Source organism: Ralstonia sp. ASV6 (assembly GCF_016429285.1).
Taxonomy (GTDB): Bacteria; Pseudomonadota; Gammaproteobacteria; order Burkholderiales; family Burkholderiaceae; genus Ralstonia; species Ralstonia flaminis.
The window spans coordinates 27,211-47,013 of record NZ_JAELUI010000007.1 but is presented as its reverse complement, the minus strand read 5'-3'; the positions used below and the strand labels follow the sequence as shown (position 1 = coordinate 47,013).

At 63.9% G+C, this 19,803-nt stretch carries 16 protein-coding genes; 9 read left to right on the top strand and 7 right to left on the bottom strand.

Features of this window, described 5'->3' with window-relative positions; genetic code table 11:
- Positions 1 to 802 precede the first annotated feature (802 nt).
- Positions 803 to 3,436: a GGDEF and EAL domain-containing protein gene (locus tag JHD73_RS02330; RefSeq protein ID WP_199027326.1), complete on the top strand. Its 2,634-nt coding sequence runs from the start codon at positions 803 to 805 to the stop codon at positions 3,434 to 3,436.
- A gap of 64 nt (positions 3,437 to 3,500) precedes the next feature.
- Here JHD73_RS02330 and JHD73_RS02325 read toward each other — a convergent pair whose 3' ends face one another.
- The 5 genes from JHD73_RS02325 to JHD73_RS02305 all read right to left on the bottom strand — a co-directional run bounded on the left by JHD73_RS02325 (position 3,501) and on the right by JHD73_RS02305 (position 8,064).
- A complete protein-coding gene (locus JHD73_RS02325) occupies positions 3,501 to 3,704 on the bottom strand; it encodes a hypothetical protein (protein WP_039596769.1) in 204 nt (67 codons plus the stop codon).
- 459 nt (positions 3,705 to 4,163) lie between these two features.
- Positions 4,164 to 4,787 (bottom strand): NTP transferase domain-containing protein, encoded by a 624-nt coding sequence (locus JHD73_RS02320; RefSeq protein WP_199027324.1) that lies wholly within the window; start codon positions 4,785 to 4,787, stop codon positions 4,164 to 4,166.
- Positions 4,787 to 5,221, bottom strand: a complete 435-nt coding sequence (locus tag JHD73_RS02315; protein WP_199027322.1) for an organic hydroperoxide resistance protein — start codon at positions 5,219 to 5,221, stop codon at positions 4,787 to 4,789. Before JHD73_RS02315 ends, JHD73_RS02320 begins: the two co-directional genes overlap by 1 nt.
- Before the next feature lie 120 nt (positions 5,222 to 5,341).
- A complete protein-coding gene (locus JHD73_RS02310) occupies positions 5,342 to 7,585 on the bottom strand; it encodes a xanthine dehydrogenase family protein molybdopterin-binding subunit (protein WP_199027320.1) in 2,244 nt (747 codons plus the stop codon).
- 20 nt (positions 7,586 to 7,605) lie between these two features.
- On the bottom strand, positions 7,606 to 8,064 hold the full coding sequence (locus JHD73_RS02305; protein ID WP_199027318.1) for a (2Fe-2S)-binding protein: 459 nt from the start codon (positions 8,062 to 8,064) through the stop codon (positions 7,606 to 7,608).
- A gap of 637 nt (positions 8,065 to 8,701) precedes the next feature.
- On the opposite strand from JHD73_RS02305, the gene leuA reads away from it, so the two are divergent.
- The 4 genes from leuA to JHD73_RS02285 all read left to right on the top strand — a co-directional run bounded on the left by leuA (position 8,702) and on the right by JHD73_RS02285 (position 13,122).
- Positions 8,702 to 10,414, top strand: coding sequence for a 2-isopropylmalate synthase (gene leuA / locus JHD73_RS02300; protein WP_199027316.1), 1,713 nt, complete (start codon positions 8,702 to 8,704; stop codon positions 10,412 to 10,414).
- Between the two features lie 138 nt (positions 10,415 to 10,552).
- Entirely contained in the window at positions 10,553 to 10,939 is a 387-nt protein-coding gene (locus tag JHD73_RS02295; RefSeq protein WP_199027314.1) for a four-helix bundle copper-binding protein, read from the top strand.
- Between the two features lie 13 nt (positions 10,940 to 10,952).
- Positions 10,953 to 11,429 (top strand): Cd(II)/Pb(II)-responsive transcriptional regulator, encoded by a 477-nt coding sequence (gene cadR, locus JHD73_RS02290; RefSeq protein ID WP_199027312.1) that lies wholly within the window; start codon positions 10,953 to 10,955, stop codon positions 11,427 to 11,429.
- 76 nt (positions 11,430 to 11,505) lie between these two features.
- On the top strand, positions 11,506 to 13,122 hold the full coding sequence (locus tag JHD73_RS02285) for a DUF4139 domain-containing protein (protein WP_233176745.1): 1,617 nt from the start codon (positions 11,506 to 11,508) through the stop codon (positions 13,120 to 13,122).
- A gap of 36 nt (positions 13,123 to 13,158) precedes the next feature.
- Here the strand turns inward: JHD73_RS02285 and JHD73_RS02280 are convergent, their stop codons facing one another.
- Both JHD73_RS02280 and JHD73_RS02275 read right to left on the bottom strand, forming a co-directional pair.
- Positions 13,159 to 15,618, bottom strand: a complete 2,460-nt coding sequence (locus JHD73_RS02280; protein WP_199027310.1) for a cation-translocating P-type ATPase — start codon at positions 15,616 to 15,618, stop codon at positions 13,159 to 13,161.
- A 46-nt stretch (positions 15,619 to 15,664) separates the two neighbouring features.
- Positions 15,665 to 16,213 (bottom strand): alpha/beta hydrolase, encoded by a 549-nt coding sequence (locus JHD73_RS02275; RefSeq protein WP_199027308.1) that lies wholly within the window; start codon positions 16,211 to 16,213, stop codon positions 15,665 to 15,667.
- A 188-nt stretch (positions 16,214 to 16,401) separates the two neighbouring features.
- Here JHD73_RS02275 and JHD73_RS02270 point away from each other — a divergent pair, with 188 nt between their 5' ends.
- The 4 genes from JHD73_RS02270 to JHD73_RS02255 are packed head-to-tail and all read left to right on the top strand — an operon-like array spanning position 16,402 to position 19,793.
- Positions 16,402 to 17,700 (top strand): CitMHS family transporter, encoded by a 1,299-nt coding sequence (locus tag JHD73_RS02270; protein WP_199027306.1) that lies wholly within the window; start codon positions 16,402 to 16,404, stop codon positions 17,698 to 17,700.
- A 4-nt stretch (positions 17,701 to 17,704) separates the two neighbouring features.
- On the top strand, positions 17,705 to 19,060 hold the full coding sequence (locus JHD73_RS02265) for an acyclic terpene utilization AtuA family protein (protein ID WP_199027304.1): 1,356 nt from the start codon (positions 17,705 to 17,707) through the stop codon (positions 19,058 to 19,060).
- Between the two features lies 1 nt (position 19,061).
- Positions 19,062 to 19,373, top strand: a complete 312-nt coding sequence (locus JHD73_RS02260) for a hypothetical protein (protein WP_199027302.1) — start codon at positions 19,062 to 19,064, stop codon at positions 19,371 to 19,373.
- Positions 19,374 to 19,403: 30 nt separating this feature from the next.
- Complete coding sequence (locus JHD73_RS02255; RefSeq protein WP_199027300.1) at positions 19,404 to 19,793, top strand: VOC family protein; 390 nt, start codon at positions 19,404 to 19,406, stop codon at positions 19,791 to 19,793.
- Positions 19,794 to 19,803 lie beyond the last annotated feature (10 nt).

Here is a 19,803-nt window from a genome sequence, read left to right as displayed (position 1 = left end):
CATACCGAATGCTCACGATTCAACCAGAAAGTCAGATTGACGCGTCCATCTGGTATACGCGATCAGACGAGACGGCAAACCTGCAACGCACTGCATTTCAGTGCCACCACATTAGCAAGTGTCGTTGGGTCCCGCAATTTCGGAGGCCAACTTACGCCAGGACATTACGGGCGACCAGCGGTGCCGCCTCCTATCAGGCTACATAGCGACTGGCATTGGCACCGCATTGCTTCACCTCTCTGGAGCAATGTTTGACAGCCGCTAAAACCGCTTCAAAGCGGTACACCCTGCGGACTGATGGTTGGATACACCCACGATGAATCCATCCTTGCCCGTGTTTTACAGTTGGCTTTGCGCTTCGGCATGCCAGTACACATGCTGCTTGCAGGCGCAACCCTTTTCCTTCCATAACGCGCATCGCGCCGAGTGAACATCTATTTCGCCCACACAATGCGAATTCGTATCTTGATGTCAGCGTCCACATGCGCTTACACGCCTTGCCGCACCGAACGGCATTTCATCGACAAAGGCAGCGCTTCAGATGCGGTATCGCACGCATCATCGAATCCGTATCGATAGCGCCGCTCTTTTCTGCGAATGCTGCAAACCACCGAGAACTGCGCAGACAAACCAAACATATGGTGTGTTGTATAAATCACAAATCAACAATTTGCGCGACACGCGACTTTTGCGCATCATAAAAGTCGTTGTCCCGCCTCCGCAGGCTGGCGCCTGTTGCGTTGCCCGCGGACACATTGATTGCGTGTGGTATCTCGGGCAATACCATTGGTTGGAGCGTGGGATGCAAGACGAACTTTCCTACCCGCTGTCGGCACAAAGCCTGCCCGTCCCCCTCTACATCGTTCTCGAAGGCCGCATCGTGTATGCCAATGCGGCCGGCATCAGCATGGTGCACGCGCTCTCGAGCGATCAGCTGCTCGGTGAACCGTTCTCGCGCTTCTTTCAGGATGTGCCGGCCACGCTGAATGCGTACGCAGGCGCCAACGCTGATCCACAGACGCCCGATGCAGCCTCCACAGAGGTGGCTTCCGCTGTTTCCCTGGGCACATCCGAGGCGCCGGTCACCGTCCGGCTGACTGTCACGCCGACACGTTTCGATGGTCTGCCCGCGCAGCAGGTCGTTGTACACGGGTTGCCTATGCCGCTCGATGCGCAACTGCCTGGCAAGGCTGGCGAGCGCATCCTCAGTGCCGAAGCCATCGGCGCGGCGTTGCCGCACGAACACCTTGATCATCTGCTGTCTACGCTGCCATCCGCAGCATCACTTGGGGAGCGCCTGCACGCGGTATTGCGCGCGCTCGAGGCAGCACTGCCGACTGCGCTGTGCGTCGTGACGCGCGTGGTCTCCGGCCGGGCGCGGTTGTACGGCACGCAGGCCGCGCGCGAACAACTCGTCGCGCCAATATCCGGCGAACTCGATGTTGAACTTGCGCGCGTCGCGCCGCTGTTGAACGACGTGGCCCCCATCGAACTGATTCGCCAGTCCAATGCACCGGCCGCCCTGCATGAGGTACTCACGCGCGTGCTCGGCAAGGCGCTGCCCACTTGGCTATGCCGCATCCCGGCTCAGCATGGTGGCATGACGTCGAGCGGTGATCTGCTGTGCCTGTTCTACCCAGCACCAGCCGCTACACCTGACGACGCTGCATTGCGTACCACGAGCGCCAGTTATGTCAGCGCACTGGTCAAACTGTTGCGCCTGGAAGGCGAGTATGCCCAAGCGCGTGATCTGCGCGATCAGTACCGTCTGGTCGTCAACCACTTGAGCGAAGGCGTACTCACGCTGTCCACCGACGGCCGCGTGCTGTCGTACAACCGCAGCGCGTCCGAGATCCTCCGCTTATCGGGCGCTTCATGGAAAGGCCGCCCGCGCATGGCGCTCAGCGACATGATGCTCGGTGAAGACGGCACCATCCTGCCGCGCGCAGCATGGCCCTCCACACTGGCCGCACGCACCGGACGCGCCATCAGCAACGTGGTGGTGGGCGTACCGGCCGGCAACGGGCAGATTGTCTGGCTGCGCGAATCCGTGCTGCCGATGTTTTCACCGGACAGCGCCTCACCGCATGCTGTGCTGGTCATCTTTACCGACATCACCGCGGAACGTTCGACCCACGAGCAACTGCGCCTGCTGGAAACAAAGGACTCGCTGACCGGCCTGCCCAATCGCGCGGCGTTCATCGAACGGCTCGACGCCCGCCTGGCGCTGCCCTCCACCGGCCGGGCCGCGCTGCTCTATATCGGGCTGGACCACTTCAAGACCGTTAACGAGGCAATGGGCCATCACATCGGCAACCAGGTGCTCAACCTGGCGGCGCAGCGCATTCGCGCCGAAGTCGGCCAGCGTGCGCTGCTGGCGCGCTTGGGCGGTGACCAATTCTGCGTGGCCATCGACGACCCCGACGCCGTCAACGCGCTCGCCCAGCAGGTGCTCGATGCGCTGGCCAAACCCTTTACCGGCGGCGAGCGCGAACTGCACCTGTCTGCCAGCATTGGTGTCACGGCATTTCCGGAAGACGGTGCCGATGCCGGCACACTGGTCAGCCATGCCGAGGCTGCCATGTACCGTGCCAAGGAGAACGGCCGTAACCGCATTACGCGATACTCGCGTGCGCTCGAAACACAGATGCTGCGCCGCTTCACCCTCAACGAGCGCATGCGCCGTGCGCTCGCGCGCGGGCAGGTGCGGCTGGTGTATCAGCCTAAGTACGCGCTCGCCTCGGGCGAACTGGTGGCAGTGGAAGCACTGATGCGCTGGTCCGACCCAGAGTTGGGGGCGGTTTCGCCCACCGAGTTCATCGCCGTGGCGGAAGAGTCCGGCTACATCCTTGAGCTTGGCCGCTGGGCGCTGATGCAGGCGTGCACACAGGGCCAGGTGTGGGAGCGCAACTTCGGCTTCACGGGGCGCGTCGCCGTCAACGTATCTGCGCGGCAATGCGATGCCGGCGTGATCGAGCGCGATGTGGATGAAGCGCTCAAGGCATCGGGCATGACGTCGTCGCGACTGGAACTGGAATTGACGGAGAGCGTGCTGCTGGCCGATCGCCTGTCGACGCAACGTCTGCTGACAAGCCTGGCCGCGCGCGGCGTGCGCATTTCTCTCGACGACTTTGGCATCGGGTTCTCGTCGCTGTCGTACCTGCGCAGCCTGCCAATCCACAACATCAAGATCGACCGTTCGTTCATCAGCGGCGTGCCGGCGGTGGCCGATTGCGTGGCGTTGACGAAGACGATCATTGCGATGGCGCACGCGCTGAACATGACCGTCACGGCAGAGGGTGTGGAGACACCCGAGCAGTCGTCGTTTCTCTCGACACACGCCTGCGATGAAGTGCAGGGCTTCCTGTTTGGCCGCCCGCTGGAAGTGTCCGCACTTGAAAGTCTGCTGCGCTCACTCAGCCGCGCGCAGGCATGAAAAAACGGACCCAAGGCTTTCACCCCGGGTCCGCTTTCTCCTAAACGATGTGCGTATCGTCGTATCAACGCGTCGATACATTGCCCACTAGACCACCCAGCGCGGCACCGCCCAGCGTTGCGCCTGGGCCGCCGATCAGCGCGGCACCCGCCAGACCGCCTACGCCTGCACCGATGGCGGTATTACGTTGACGCGCCGTCATGTCGGCACAACCGGTTGCCGTCAACACCGTGGCAGCCGCCAGAAAAATTGTCAGTACCCGAACCATGTTTTTCTCCTTCAAATGCATCGGTCGCGACACGAGATCGTCAAGATCGCCGCTATCGCGTACCGGGAGTCTGGTCGAAGACCGCCTGACATTCTGTTTCCGGTTGTAATCAAATGTTGCAAGAAGCCCCCCGGTCAACCCGACTGGGTGTGCCAAATCCCCGAGCAATGCCGACCAAAGCCCGTCGCCACGCGGGTCGGACAACGTTTCCCACAGACTTATCCACATGTTCTGTGCATAACCCGACATGCCGTTAACCGTCGGCATGACAACGGGCTTGACGGATTCCTGCAAACGTGTCGACAACATAAAACGGGCACGTCCGGCGTAAGTTATCCACATCCGGCACAGCCGTTACATCGCGCAACAAATCCTTGTGCATCAAGCGGTTGCGGCAGGTTCCGCAGGCAGTTTGGGCGTTGCTGTGAACAAATTGTGCAACGGTAAAGAATCAGGGCACTACGCCAGATCAGCCGGAGTGTCGACATCGCGCAGAATGCCGCTGTCGTTACTGTCGATGCGGACGAGCGTGGTGGGATCAATTAGGCGCCGCGCGCCTTCATCACCGTCGAGCGCAGTCAAACCGGCGAAGAAATCGGCGCCGAAGCCGATGGGGTGACCACGCTGCCCTGCGTGGAATGGCGCGACACAGTGGTGCGCGTCAAGCGCCTGCGCGACGTGAGCAATGGTCTCGGGGGCGATCCACGGCATGTCGGCCAGGGCGATGACCCAGCCGCCCGCGTCAGGACGTGCGCCCACGCCTGCGGCCAGGCTGGCGCCCATGCCGTTGGCCGCCGTCGGGCATCGCAAGACGTCACAGCCGGCTTCGGCCAACAACACGGCCAGCCGCTCAACCTGTGCGCCGTGCGTGGCAGCCGCGGGCACCACGGCCACCACATCCCCCACGGCTTGCCGTAGATGCCGCGCTGCCTGCACGGCGACTGGCGTGCCCGCCTGTGTACCGTCACCGTCAGGCAGCGCGGCGAGCAGCTTGTTCACCGCACCCTCAGGGTCAAACCTGCTGCCGCGGCCCGCGGCCAGCAATACGCCAACAACAGCACCAGCAACAGGCCGCTTGTGCATCAGACCACCTCGGTCTTGAGCGTGACTTCCACGTTATTGCGCGTGGCGTTGGAGTACGGGCACACCTCGTGCGCCGTGGCCACCAGCTTCTCTGCATCGGCTTGCGACAGGCCGCCAACACGCGCGGTCAGCCCGACCTTCAGACCGAAGCCGCCTTCGGAGCGCGTACCGATGCCCACGTCGCAATGAATCTCGACGCTGCTCGGGTTGAGCTTGAGCATGCTCTTGGCAACAAAGTCGCATGCCGAGCCGAAGCACGCGGCATAGCCGGCGGCAAACAGGTCTTCCGGTGTGGTCGTGTTGGGCTTGCCTGGGCCGCCCATTGCCTTCGGGACCGACAGATCGTGCGAGACCTGGCCATCGTCGGTTTGCGTGTGGCCGTTGCGGCCGCCTGTGGCGGTGGCGTGGGCGGTGTACAGGATGTTCAATGCCATGACGTGCTCCTCCGGGTGGAAAGACAACACAAGCGCGGACGCAAGAAACAGTCCGCCGAACAATAAAGCCGGCACACATTGCTGCATGCCGGCTCCAATCGCATCACGCGATGATGACAGTTACACCGTGTCGAACGGCAGTTTGCGATGGCGCTTGCCGGTCAACGCAAACACCGCGTTGGCCACGGCCGGTGCAATCGCCGGCGTACCGGGTTCGCCCAGACCAGTCGGGTTGTCTTCCGACGGCACGAAGAACACGTTCACCGGCGGCGCGTCCGGCATGCGCACGGGCGGGTAGTCGGGGAAGTTGCTGTTCTTGGTCGCGCCGTTCTCGATCTCGATGGCAAAGCCCGGCGCAATCATCGCCAGGCCGAACACGCAGGCACCCTGAATCTGCGCTTCCGCGCCCATTGGGTTGACCACGCGGTTGGCGTGCACGCCGGCTGTCACGCGATGCACGCGCGGCTTGCCCTTGTCGATCGACACCTCCACCACATAGGCCACCACCGACTCGAACGATGCGTGCACCGCCACGCCCCAAGCCTGCCCCTTCGGCAGCTTGCGCTTGCCGTAGCCAGACTTGTCAACGGCCAGTTGCAGCGCGGCACGATGACGCGCGTGTTCCTTGTCGGTAAAGCGTGCCAGTCGGAAAGCCACCGGATCTTGCTTGGCGGCATGCGCCACCTCATCGACCATCGTTTCCATCACGAAAGCCGTATGCGTGTGGCCAACCGAGCGCCACCACAGTACCGGCACATTCACGTCCGGATGGTGCACCGTCAGTTGCAGGGGGAAGCCGTAGTCGTTCTCGATCACGCCTTCGACCATCGTGCTATCCACCCCGTTCTTGACCATGAAGGCCTCGAACGGCGTGCCCTTGAGGATCGACTGACCGACGATGACGTGATTCCAGCCGACCACCTTGCCGCTGTTGTCGACGCCCACGTCAACGCGGTGCAGATGCATCGGGCGGTAATAGCCACCGCGGATGTCGTCTTCACGGCTCCAGATCACCTTGACGGGGCCGCTGTGCCCAGCAGCTGCATACGCCTTCGCCACGTTGGCCGCTTCCACCACGTAATCCGACGTGGTGATCGCGCGCCGGCCAAAGCCGCCGCCGGCCATCATCGTGTTCAGTTCGATCTTCTCGGGCGCCACGCCCAGCACCTTGGCGATCGCACCCTGGTCGATGGTTTGGAACTGCGAGCCGACCCAAACCTTCGCACCGCTGATCTTGCCGCCAGCGCTCTGTACGTCGATCGTGCAGTTCAGCGGCTCCATTGGTGCGTGCGCGAGATACGGGAACTCGTAGTCAGCCTGAATGCGCTTGGGCGCCGACTGAATCGCGCTCACATCGGCAGGCTTGGCCACCGTGCCGGGCTGGCCGGCGAGCTTCTTGTATTCCTCCATCAGCGCAGGCGTCGTCACCGTCGAGCCGGTGTCTTCCCAGCTCACCTGCAGCGCGTCGCGACCTTGCTTGGCGGGCCAGTAACCATCGGCAATGACGGCCACGCCCGTGCCACCGCGATCCGTCGGAATCTGCAGCACATCGACCACACCCTTCACAGCCTTGGCCGCTGCTGTGTCGTACTTGGCCACCTTGCCGCCAAAGCGCGGCGGGCGGGCCAGCACCGCCACCTTCATATTCGGCAGACGCGTATCAATGCCGAACTTGAGCGAACTGTCGAGCTTCGCACGCGCATCCAGACGCGGCGTGGGCTTGCCGACAATGCGGAACTGCGACGGGTTCTTCAGCGTGACCTGAGCCGGCACCGGCAGTGCCATCGCAGCCTGCGCGAGTTCACCGTAGGTGGCGCGGTTGCTGCCCGAGGTGATCACGCCATCGGCCGTCTGGCACGTGGACGGGTCCACCTTCCAGCGCTCGGCAGCGGCCGAAATCAGCATGGCGCGTGCACGTGCACCCAGCTCACGGTATTGCTGGAACGAGTGGTTCAGCGCAGTCGAGCCGCCCGTCATCTGAATGCCAAAGCCCGGGTCCTTGTACGGATCGCCCGCCGGCGCGAGCACGCCGCGCACGTTGCGCCAATCGACGTCCAGCTCTTCCGCCAGCGCCATCGGCAGCGCGGTGTGCACACCCTGGCCAAACTCCAGACGGTTCACCGCCACGCTTACGGTGTTGTCCGGGGCAATGATGATGAATGCCTGCGGCGCCGAAGGCGGCTTGGCCTTCGCGTCCTGCGCGCCCGCCAGCACCGGCGCAATGCCGAGTGCAAGACCGCCGCCGGCCAGCGACGTGAGCTTCAGAAAGCTGCGGCGATCCAGCGTCGCCACACCCGCGTCCGCAGATGCCGGTTGCGGGTGTGCGCCGCCACCAGCCAGTGCTTCAAGATTTCGAATACGCATCGTGAATTCTCCGGTGGGGCTCAGGCCAGCGACTTGGCGGCATCGTGAATCGCCGCGCGGATACGTTGATACGTCGCGCAGCGACACAGGTTGCCGGCCATCGCGCTATCGATATCCGCGTCGGTCGGCTTCTTCTTGCTGCGCAGCAGACCCACTGCGCTCATCATCTGGCCGCTCTGGCAGTAGCCGCATTGCGCCACGTCGTGCTTGATCCAAGCATCAAGCACCGCCTTGCCGACCTTGTCATCGGCGATGTGTTCAGATGTGGTGATCTGCTGGCCGGCCACCGCAGAGATCGGCAGCACGCAACTACGTGTGGGCTGACCGTTCAGGTGCACCGTGCACGCACCGCACGACGCAACGCCGCAACCGAATTTGGTGCCGGTCATGCCGAGGTTGTCGCGCAGCGCCCAAAGCAGTGGCGTCGACGGATCGGCATCAACTTCCACCGGTTTGCCGTTGATGTTCAACGTGACCATTGTGGTGTTCTCCTTGTGGGGGCGTGAGGGAGTCTTACCGTTATAAAGCCTTTGATATAGCGGGCTGGCGGTATGAACGGGGTGTATTAAAGCAGGTTCGCTTACGTTTTGCTGGCGAGTACTTCACATTGGATTTCCGGCGAGACGAAGTGGAATCCTTTCGGCGGCGTGCGGTCCAGAATCGTCCGAATTCCGCCCAGGCAACTTGACAATGCGCCCCATCCGCCCGCAGTATCAAGAAATGCACTCCCAGCAGATCGCCCTCCTCACCGCTCAAGCCCGCACCCTCTCGTGCGTGCGCGGTCTGCTATCGCTATCCGCTTCCCTACTACGCGTGTAAGCGCGTAGACCTCTCTTTCCCCCTCGTTCCGGTGTTTGACCGGTCCGTTGCGCAACAGGCGACGGGCCTCGTGTGACGCAATCAGCTCACCGACTGAGAGCCAGCCATGCCTACCTCGATCCTGCTTTCGCTACGACTACAGACCCGACTATCGCCCGGTAGCCAGACCACGCGCCCGTGGCTGTCTGGCCGCCACACCGATTCCCCGACTCCGGCCACGCCGGACGCCGCCCGCGCGGTCGTCCCCAACGTACCCAACGCACGCAACCGATCTCGATCTCACAGGACACCCAAGCCATGTTGAAGAACCCCGCCACCAAGTACCGCCCCTTCCCCCAGATCGCCCTCGCCGATCGCACCTGGCCCAGCAAGACCATCACCCGTGCCCCGATCTGGATGAGCACGGACCTGCGCGATGGCAACCAGGCCCTGTTCGAGCCCATGAACGCCGAGCGCAAAATGCGCATGTTCAAGATGCTCGTGCAGATTGGCTTCAAGGAAATCGAAGCCGCTTTCCCCGCCGCCTCCCAGACTGACTTCGATTTCGTGCGCGAACTGATCGAAGGCGGACACATCCCAGACGGCGTGGCCATCGAGGTGCTCACGCAGGCGCGTGAAGACCTGATCCGCCGCACAATGGAATCGCTGCGCGGCGCCAAGCGCGCGATCATCCACGTCTACAACGCCACGGCGCCGGTGTTCCGCCGCACCGTGTTCAACACCGACCGAGAAGGCGTCAAGCGCATTGCCGTGCAAAGCGCCAAGCTGATCCGCGAGATTGCGGAGACGATGCCCGAGACGCAGTGGACCTACCAGTACAGCCCCGAAGTCTTCAGCGGCACAGAGTTGGACTTTGCGCTCGAGGTCTGCAACGCGGTGACCGAGGTATGGGACCCTAGCCCCGCGCACAAAATCATCTTCAACCTGCCGGCCACAGTGGAAATGGCCACGCCCAACATCTACGCCGACCAGATCGAATGGATGCACCGCAACCTGGCGCGCCGCGATTCGATCATCCTCTCGGTGCATCCGCACAATGATCGCGGCACCGCTGTCGCAGCCGCAGAACTGGCCGTGATGGCCGGCGCCGACCGCGTGGAAGGCTGCCTGTTCGGTAATGGCGAGCGCACCGGCAACGTGGATCTCGTCACCCTCGCGCTGAACCTGTACTCCCAGGGCGTCGACCCGGAGCTGGATTTCTCGCACATCAATGACGTAGCGCGCACATGCGAAGACTGCACGCAACTGCCTGTGCATCCGCGTCATCCGTACGTGGGTGACTTGGTGTTCACCGCGTTCTCGGGCTCGCATCAGGATGCGATCAAAAAAGGCTTTGCGGTGCAGAAGCCCGATGCGCTTTGGGAAATGCCCTATCTGCCGATCGACCCGGCCGATGTGGGCCGCACGTACGACTCGATCATTCGTGTCAACAGTCAGTCGGGCAAGGGTGGTATCGCGTATCTGCTGGAATCGGGCTATGGCGTTGCGATGCCGCGCCGCCTGCAGGTGGAGTTCAGTAGCACCGTGCAGCAGTTGACCGACGAGAGCGGCCGTGAAGCCACTGGTGCCGACATCTGGGCGCTGTTTCAGCAGACCTACCTGCGCGGCGATGGTGCCATCGGCTACGTATCGCACCGGTTGACCGAGCGTGATGACGGCAGCCAGCACATCCGCCTGGTGGTCAACATCGATGACCACGAGCACATCTGCGAAGGCTCCGGCAACGGGCCACTGGATGCGCTGGTGCACGCGCTCTCGCATGTGCTGACCACGCCTGTATCGATTCACCACTACGAAGAGCGCGCGCTGGGTCAAGGCGCCAATGCCGATGCCATTGCCTTTGCGGAAATGGCCGCGCCAGATGTAGCGGGCAGCGTGTTCGGTGTGGGCGTGGACGCCAACCTGACCACCGCGTCGATCCGCGCAGTGGTGGGCGGTGTAAACCGCCTGATCGCGCGTGCCGGCAAGGGCATGCTGCGCCGCGGCGGTGCCGAGGCAGCCATCGTCTGATGCTGTATTGGGCTCATGTCGGGCTCACGCAGTGGAGCGCCAGTTGCTAAATTGAAGGGATGGACGCGGGTTATGCCCCCGGGCCCATCCCTTCCCAAGCGCGCAAGCGTGCATGCCCACTGCCACAGGAGAACCGACATGACCACTCGTCCGACCGCGAAAGACAATGCCAAGCGTTTTGCCAGTGTGATCCAGGCGCTTCATGCTTGCCAAACCGCTTGTGAGCATTGCGCGACGGAATCCGGCAAGAACGGCCACGCTGAAACCATGGCGCGCTGCATGCGCCTATGCACGGACTGCGCCGAATACTGCGCCATGACACGCCGATTCCTGGAGCGCAACAGCGAATTCGCAGAACTGCTGCTCGAAGACTGTGCCGAGATTTGTCATCAATGCGCGGAAGAATGCGATCATCACGGCCAGGGCCATTGCAGCGCCTGCGCAACCGCCTGCCGCGCCTGCATAGACGCCTGCCTGAAGGTTGCCGGCGTTGAAGCAGCCACCGCTGAACCGACCGTTTTCTGATCCTTTTTCGTATATGAAGATTGGCGAGCTCGCCCAGCGCACGGGCATCAGCATCGAAACCATCCGCTTCTATGAAGCGCAGGGCCTGCTGCCCCCGCCGGCGCGCGCCGCCAACAATTACCGTGTCTACACGCCCGAGCATGCCGAGCAACTGGCCTTCATTGCGAAGTGCCGGTCGCTAGACATGGCTCATACCGAGATTCGCCGGCTGCTGGAACTGCAGGCCAACCCGCAGGCCTCGTGCGAAGAAATCAACCATCTGCTGGACGAACACCTGCGCCACGTAGAAGCGCGCATTGCGGAGCTGACCGAACTCAGACACCAGATCGAATCGATCGGGCTACGCTGCACGACGGCCGCATCGGTGGCGGAATGTGGCGTGCTGCAGTCGCTGCATGAAGAGCCGGTTTCCACCAGCCACCACGGCCACAACCATGATCATGGCGAGGCCGAACACGCCCATCGGCACATCCGCGGCGTGCATCGCTAACCCACCACACCAGTTGCCGTGCACGTCACTTTGACGTGCGATACTCGCCGCATTTCACGACATGTGAGTGGGGCGGATGAAGACGAAACCGGCAACGCATTTTCTACATCGGCAACGCATGGCGCTCGGCGCGGTCACAATGGCTGCCGCTGCGGCAACGCAAGCCGCGACGCCATCACGCATCACGGATGTCACGCTGTATCCGGATAGCGCCACGGTTGTGCGCACGGCCACCGTTGCCGCTGGTGCACGCAGTGTCGAGCTGACCTGCCTGCCAACAACATTCGATGCCGACAGCTTGCGTGTCGAGAGCGATAGCGCCATCCGCGTGGGTGACGTGCGCGTGGAAACCGTGCCCAGCGAAGGCAGTGCTTGCGCAAAGACTGCCCTGGAGACACAGATCCGTACCCTGCAAGACCAGCGTGCCGCGCTCGACGTGCAACTGCAGGCGAACACGCTATCGGCCAGCTACCTGAAGGCTGTGAGTGAGCGCACCGGTGGCGATGGACGCGCACCGGCCACGGATTTCTCAACGCTGGGGCGCGCGACCGATGCGCTGGCACGCAGCGCGCAGGAGGTCTTCACACGACAGGAACAACTGAAAAAGCGCGACGCCGAATTGAAGGTGCAGCTCGATGCGCTGCAGCGTACGCATGGCTCGGGCACCGACACATTGCGCACCGTCCGCATTGCCGTGGCAGCGCCGCGCGGTGGCGAACTGCGTGTCAGCTACCAGACCGCACGTGCGGGTTGGCGGCCGGCGTATCGGGCAAGCGTGGATTCGGTGCGCTCCAACGTCATCGTCGAGCGGCAGGCAACGCTTGCGCAATCAACGGGCGAAGATTGGCGCGGCGTGCGGCTGCGCTTGTCGACGGGCCAGCCACGCAACACACCGCGCGGGCCGGAACCATATGCTTGGCAACTGGACATTCAACCGCCGCCGCAAGCGATGCCGTATCCAGCAGCACCGGTTGCTGCCATGGCACCAGCGCCCCGAGCCAAGCTTGGCCGCAGCAACGAGCCACGAGAGGCCGACGAGGCCCCGCTGTTCGAAGTCAACACCGTCCAGACCGCCTTTGCCACCGAGTTTGAGGTACCTGGCGCCGTGGAACTGCCATCCGATGCGCAGAAGGTGACCTTCACGCTGGCCAGCGAAACGCTGCCCGCCAAGTTGGCCGCACGCAGCACGCCACGCATGGACACCGCCGCGTACCTGATCGCCACCGTAGATCGCCCGCAAGGCATCTGGCCTGCAGGCAACCTGCAACTGCGCCGCGACGGTGCGGTGGTCGGCAATACGCAATGGAACCCGGCAGCCGACGATCAGAAAGTCACGCTGCCTTTTGGCCGCGATGATCTCGTGACCGTGGTGGTGGAAACACCCAAGACCTATCAACGCAGCGTGGGTCTGCTCGACAACCGCAACGAGCGCCAACTCAGCGCGCTCTACACCGTGCGCAACCGGCATGGCGACGCGATTGACGTACAGATTCTGGAAGCCACGCCGGTCAGCCAGTCTGACGACATCAAGGTGCGCTCGACCTTTTCACCGGAGCCTGCCAAGCGCGACTGGGAGCACCGTCCGGGCGTGATTGCGTGGGAGCAGACAATCCCGGCCGGAGAGAGCATCCGCTTCTCCGCCGACTACCTCATCACCTACCCGAAGGACGCGCGCATCACTGGCCTGCGTTGATGGCCTGACCGCGCACGCGCTGTCGGATCGCCCCGATCAAACGCGCGTGCGCATCACCCGCAGCCCGTTGAAGACCACCAGCAGGCTCGCACCCACGTCGGCAAAGATCGCCATCCACAGCGTTGCGTCCCCCATGACGGCCAGCGCAAGGAATACAGCCTTGATGCCGAGCGCCAGCACAATGTTCTGACGCAGCACCGCCACCGTGCGACGGCTGATGCGAATGAAGCCAGCGAGCTTGCGCGGATCGTCATCCATGATGGCGACGTCTGCGGCCTCCAGCGCCGTGGCCGTACCTGCCGCACCCATGGCAAAGCCGATGTCGGCGCGCGCCAGGGCCGGGGCGTCGTTGATGCCGTCGCCCACCATGCCGACGAAACCATGCTGCGCGGCAAGCTCGCCCACCACGCGCTGCTTGTCGGCGGGAAGTTGCTCGGCATGAACGTTGTCGATACCGACCGTCTTGGCGATGGCCTGAGCCGCGCGGCGGTCGTCACCGGTAATCATGACGGGCTGCACACCCAGTGCACGCAGTTCTGCAATGGCCTGTGCGCTTTCCGGGCGCTCGCGGTCACGCACGCCGAAGAGTGCCACCGCACCGTTCGTGTCGCACAGCGTGACGGCGGACATGCCTTCAGCCTGCAAGCCTTCCGCGGCGACGCGCCAGTCGGCGGTATCAAAACCGCGCTCAGCCACCAGTGCGGCGTTACCAAGATGCCAGCGCACGCCACCCAGCGTGCCGGCCACCCCACGGCCCGGCAGCACAGACAAGTCCTCAACCGCGCCCGCATCTACAGCGCCATGTGCTTGCGCAGCCTGCACGATCGCCACGGCAATCGGATGCGTGGTGTTGGCGTCCAGCGCGGCGGCCACTGCCAGTGCGTGCAGATGGGCGCCATCCGCGGAGACGTCCAGATCCGCCACGGCGCGGCGCGTGCTGCGCGTGCTATCAGGCAACACCACGGCATCCAGCACCGGGCGGCCAGCGGTGAGCGTGCCGGTCTTGTCCAACGCCAGCGCACGCAGGCGCCGGCCGCTTTCCAGATAGACACCACCCTTGACAACAATGCCGCGTCGCGCCGCTGCAGCCAGGCCGCTCACCACCGTGACCGGTGTGGAGATCACCAGTGCGCAGGGGCAAGCGATCACCAGCAACACCAGCGCGCGATACGTCCACGTGAGCCAGTCGTCTGCCGTGACCAGCGGACCGACCACGGCAACCGCCAGCGCCAGCAACATCATCGCGGGCGTGTAGATGGACGAGAACTTGTCGACGAAGCGCTGCGTGGGCGCACGCTGCGACTGGGCTTCTTGGATAGCCCCGGCGATACGCGCGAGCGTGCTGTCAGCCGCTGCGGCCGTGGCTTCGACCTCGATCACGCCGTCAGTGACGATGGTGCCGGCGAGGATGGTGTCGCCCACGGTCTTCTCCACCGGCAGGCTCTCGCCGGTGACGGGCGATTCGTCCAGCGCCGCGCGGCCGCTCACGATGCGCGCGTCGACCGGCACACGGCTGCCCGTGCGCACACGCAGGCGTGCGCCGATGGCAACCGTTTCGACGGCCACATCACGCCAGCCGCCGTTGCCGTCGGTCAACTCTGCGGTATCGGGGGCGATGGCAGTCAGCGCGCGCACCGCATCGCGGGCACGTACCAGGGCGCGCGCCTCGATGGCTTCGGCCACGGCAAACAGAAAGATCACCATGGCCGCTTCGGCCCACTTGCCGATCAGCAGCGCGCCGATCACCGCCACCGCCATCAGGAAGTTGATGTTGAACGTGAGCGCGCGCACGGCAATCCAGCCCTTGCGCAGCGTCGGCCCGCCGGCCAGTGCGATGGACGCAAGCGCCAATGCCAGCACCGGCCAGGCGTGATCACCCAGAGACCAGGCGATAGCCTCCGCGCCAAACGCAGCCACTCCGCCGATGCCCAGCAACCAGGTGCGACGCGAGATGCCTGTGTGTGCTGCGGGCGCAGAAGCTGCGCGGTCATGCGCTTCCAACACCTCGCCATCCATGCCGATGGCGCGCAGCGCTTCCAGGAACGGCGTCACGTCGTCCACGGTGTGGTGGATGGTGAGATGGCGCTCCAGCAGGTTGAAATCCAGCGCGACCACGCCTGCGGCGTTGCCCAGTTTGGCGCGGATCATGCGCTCTTCGGTCGGGCAATCCATCTGCTCGATGCGGATCTTCGTGCGGCCTTTGGCGCGGGCCAGGGCGGCAGCATCAACGGGGGCGGCGACCGGTGCCGGACCGTGCGCATGCGCGTGGTCGTGATCGTGGCTGCAGCTGTGGTCCTTGTTGCCGCCCGCATGCTCATGTCCGTGGTCATGTTCATGGTCGTGACCGTGGTCATGGTCGTTCCCATGCTTGTGTGCGTGGTCGGCAGACTCCCGTGCAGCGGGGTGATCGTGGCCGCAGCAACCACCGCAGCCAGACACTTCCGGCTTGGCGGCGTGGTTGTGGGACGGCAGGGCGGAGGCGAGATCGGGTTTCATGCCTCCATTCAAAACCCTGAAGAAGCTTTAGGGTCAAGCCCTCACTTCAAATGGGGCTTTTGCTCCACTTAGTAACGACGGCACGGGCTTCCGGCCAGTCGCCCAGGCCGGATTCAGCATTGATGTGACCGCGCGCACCCAAATCGATCGGCGCGGCGCCCCAGGCCTCGGCCTGTTTGCGGCTCCAGGCGGCATCGCTGAAAGGGTCGTTGGTGCTGAAGATGAGGGTGGCCGGAAACGGCAGGCGCTGTTGCGGCACCGGCTGGAAGTCAATCACCTCGGGCGGCGAATCTTCCCGGCCAAGCTGCGGCGGCGCCACCAGCAAGGCACCGCGCACGCGCGCTGTATGGGCAGACGCCGCAGCCCAATGCGCCGTCAGCACGCAGCCCAGGCTGTGCGCCACCAGTACGACATCGCCCGGTGCGTCACGCACGGCAGCGTCCAGCGCGGCCACCCAGTCGGCGCGTTTGGGGGTGAACCACTCGCGCTGCTGAACGCGGCGATCCCCGTGCAACGCCTCCCAGCGCGATTGCCAGTGCTCGGGGCCGGAGTTCTGCCAGCCAGGCAGGATCAGGACAGTCGGGGCAGTACGCACAAGGTCTCCAGCATCGGGTTGGAACGCGCCACATTTTGCCGGGATTTTCTGAGCGGCGCCTGCTTCACTTATCGCCAAATCAGCTCAATCCATCCAAATATTCTGTTTCACAGGCAGATCAGCAGCTTCTACAGTCGCCCGTAAATCCCGCCAACAGGGATTCCGATTCCAAGCACTCGGAGGAGACCATGCTCGCACTGCTCGGGCTGCTGACCATCGTCGCGCTGTTTATCGTCATCCTGACGAAGCGCATGTCGCCGCTGGTCGCGCTCATCGCCATTCCCGTCATCGCCGCGCTTGTGGGCGGCTTCGGGCTCAACACCAGCAAGTTCATCATCGGCGGCATCAAGGATGTGGCGCCCGTGGCGGGGATGTTCATCTTCGCCATCCTGTACTTCGGCATCGTCACGGATGCCGGCATGCTGGACCCGATCATCGACCGCATCCTGCGCACCGTGGGCAGCCGGCCACCGCGCATCGTAATGGGCTCGGCGCTGCTGGCGCTGCTGATTCACCTGGACGGCTCGGGCGCGGTGGCATTCCTCATCACCATTCCGGCCATGCTGCCGCTGTACGACCGGCTCGGCATGGACCGGCGCATCCTCGCGTGCGTAACGTCGATGGCGTGCGGCGTGAACTTCCTGCCGTGGACGGGCCCGATGATCCGCGCTTCGGCTTCGCTGCACATGCCCGTGACGGACATCTTCAACCCGCTGATCCCGGTGCAGATCGTGGGCCTCGTTTTTGTGTTCGTGTGTGCATGGCTGCTGGGCAAGCGTGAAGAGAAGCGACTGGGCCTTGCCAATCATGGCGGCGCCGCACAAGTCGTCGCACGTCCGCTCACAGAGGCCGAGCAGGCGCTGCGCCGCCCGCGCAATTTCTGGATCAATCTCGTGCTGACCGTCGTCGTGATGGGCGTGATGGTGAGCGGCAAGGTGGACCCGGTGGTGATGTTCATGCTGGGCGTAGTGGCCGCACTGCTCATCAACTACCCGAACGTAGACCAGCAACGCCAGCGCGTGGATGCTCACGCCAAGGCCGCACTGATGATGGCGAGCATCCTGCTGGCCGCGGGTGTCTTTACCGGCATCATGAGCAAGTCCGGCATGCTGACGGCAATGGCGAAGACGGCGGTCGATTTCATCCCGCCCGCCATGGCGCATCACATTCCGGTGGTGCTGGGCGTGCTGTCGATGCCGCTGTCGCTGCTGTTCGATCCGGATTCGTTCTACTTTGGCGTGCTGCCGGTGGTGGCAGAGGCATCGAAGATGCTGGGCGTCGCACCCGTGCATGTCGCGCAGGCCGCCGTGCTTGGCCAGATGACCACAGGCTTTCCGGTCAGCCCGCTCACACCGGCAACCTTCCTCGTGGTCGGCCTGTGCGGCATCGACTTGGCCGACCATCAGAAATTCTCGATCCCCTTCCTGTTTGGCGCCACGCTGCTGATGACGTTGGCGGCCGTGGTGCTGGGCGTGCTTCCGTGGTGATTGCATGAAAAACGAGTTGAAGACATTACGTATCGGCGGCGGCGCCGGTTACTCGGGCGACCGCATCGAACCCGCGCTGGAACTCGCAGAGCACGGCGACATCGACGTACTGATGTTCGAGTGTCTGGCCGAGCGCACCATCGCGCTCGCGCAGCAGGTGCGCCGCAAAGACCCGTCGCATGGATATGACCCGCTGCTCGAAGCACGCATGCGAGCCGTGCTGCCGGCATGTGCGGCGCGCGGCATCCGCATCGTCACCAACATGGGCGCGGCCAACCCGCAAGCGGCAGCGGAACGCACGCGAGACATCGCTCGCGAGCTTGGCCTCAAGCTGCGCGTGGCGGCCGTCACAGGCGACGATGTGTTCGACCTGCTACAGGCCCGCGGCCACGACTTCACGTTGATGGATAGCGGTGAGCCCGTTGTATCGCTCGGTGCACGCATGGTGTCGGCCAATGCGTACCTCGGTGCGCAGGGCATCGTCGATGCGTTGGAGCAAGGCGCAGACGTCGTCATCACCGGGCGCGTGGCCGATCCCGCATTGGCGCTTGGGCCGCTCATCCACGCCTTCGGCTGGCGCATGGATGACTGGCACCACCTTGGCTGCGGCACACTGGCCGGGCACTTGCTGGAATGCGCAGGACAAATCACGGGCGGCTACTTTGCCGACCCGGGCATCAAAGACGTACCCGATCTCGCACGGCTTGGCTTTCCCATCGGTGAAGTCGGCGAAGACGGCTCGGTGCGCATCACCAAGGTGCCCACGGCCGGCGGCCTCGTCACCGAGGCGACGTGCAAGGAGCAGTTGCTCTATGAGATCCACGACCCGGCGCGCTACCTCACGCCCGATGTGGTGGCCGACTTTTCCAACGTGCGCATGCGCGGCGATGGCAAGGACCGTGTTGTCATTGAAGGCGCGACGGGCACGCCGCGCACCGGGCAATTGAAGGTCTCAATCGGCTATCTCGACAGCTACATCGGCGAGGGCCAGATCAGTTACGCCGGCCCCAACGCAGTCGCACGCGCCAGACTGGCGCTCGACATCGTGCGCGAACGGCTGGCGCTCACGGGCGTGCAGATGACGGAAACGCGCTTCAAACTCATCGGCGTAGATGCGTTGCACGGCCCCGCCCTCTCCCGCACCGATGCCGAACCGTACGAGGTGCGGGTGCGCGTGGCCGCCCGCACCGACTCGATGGCCGAAGCCGTGCGCATCGGCAACGAGGTGGAAACGCTGCTGACCTGTGGCCCCTCCGGCGGCGGCGGCGCGACCAAGAGCGCGCGCGAAATCATCGCCGTGGCGTCGACGTTGATCCCGGCCGAGCTCGCGCCTCACAACGTGCAGATTCTGGAGAGCTGACATGACCCGCATCCTTCGCGACCTCGCCCACACCCGCGCCGGCGACAAGGGCGACATCTCATGCATCTCCGTCATCGCCCATCGCGCGGAAGACTTTGCCGTGCTCGAAACGCACGTGACAGCCGAGCGCGTGCGCGCGCATTTCGCTGAACTCGTCCACGGCAATGTCGAGCGTTACGTGCTGCCGCAGTTGGGTGCACTCAACTTCGTGCTGCACGGCGCCCTGGCCGGTGGCGTAACGCGCTCGCTGGCGCTGGATGCACATGGCAAATCACTGTCGAGCGCGCTGCTCACGCTAAGGATTCCCGACTAAGATGCGCCCATCGCTATTGGAGAGATGCAGATGAAGTTCGGATACACCATCGTGTATGTGCCAGACGTTCCGACATCGCTGGCATTCTTTGAAGCCGCGTTTGGGTTTGAGCGCCGCTTCCTGGCAGAAACGAACGATTACGGCGAACTCGAAACCGGCGCCACAACACTCGCCTTTGCCGCACGCGAGCTTGCCGAATCGCACTCGCCAGCCGGCTTCGTCTATGCCAGCCAGTCTGACAAGCCGCTCGGGATCGAACTTGCCTTCGTCACGCCCGACGTCGAGGCCGCGCATCGTCATGCCATCTCTACCGGAGCGACCGAGATCGCAGCACCGCAAGTCAAACCCTGGGGCCAGACGGTCTCCTATCTGCGCTGCCCCGATGGCACGCTTGTGGAACTCTGCACACCAATTGGCTGATCACGACAGG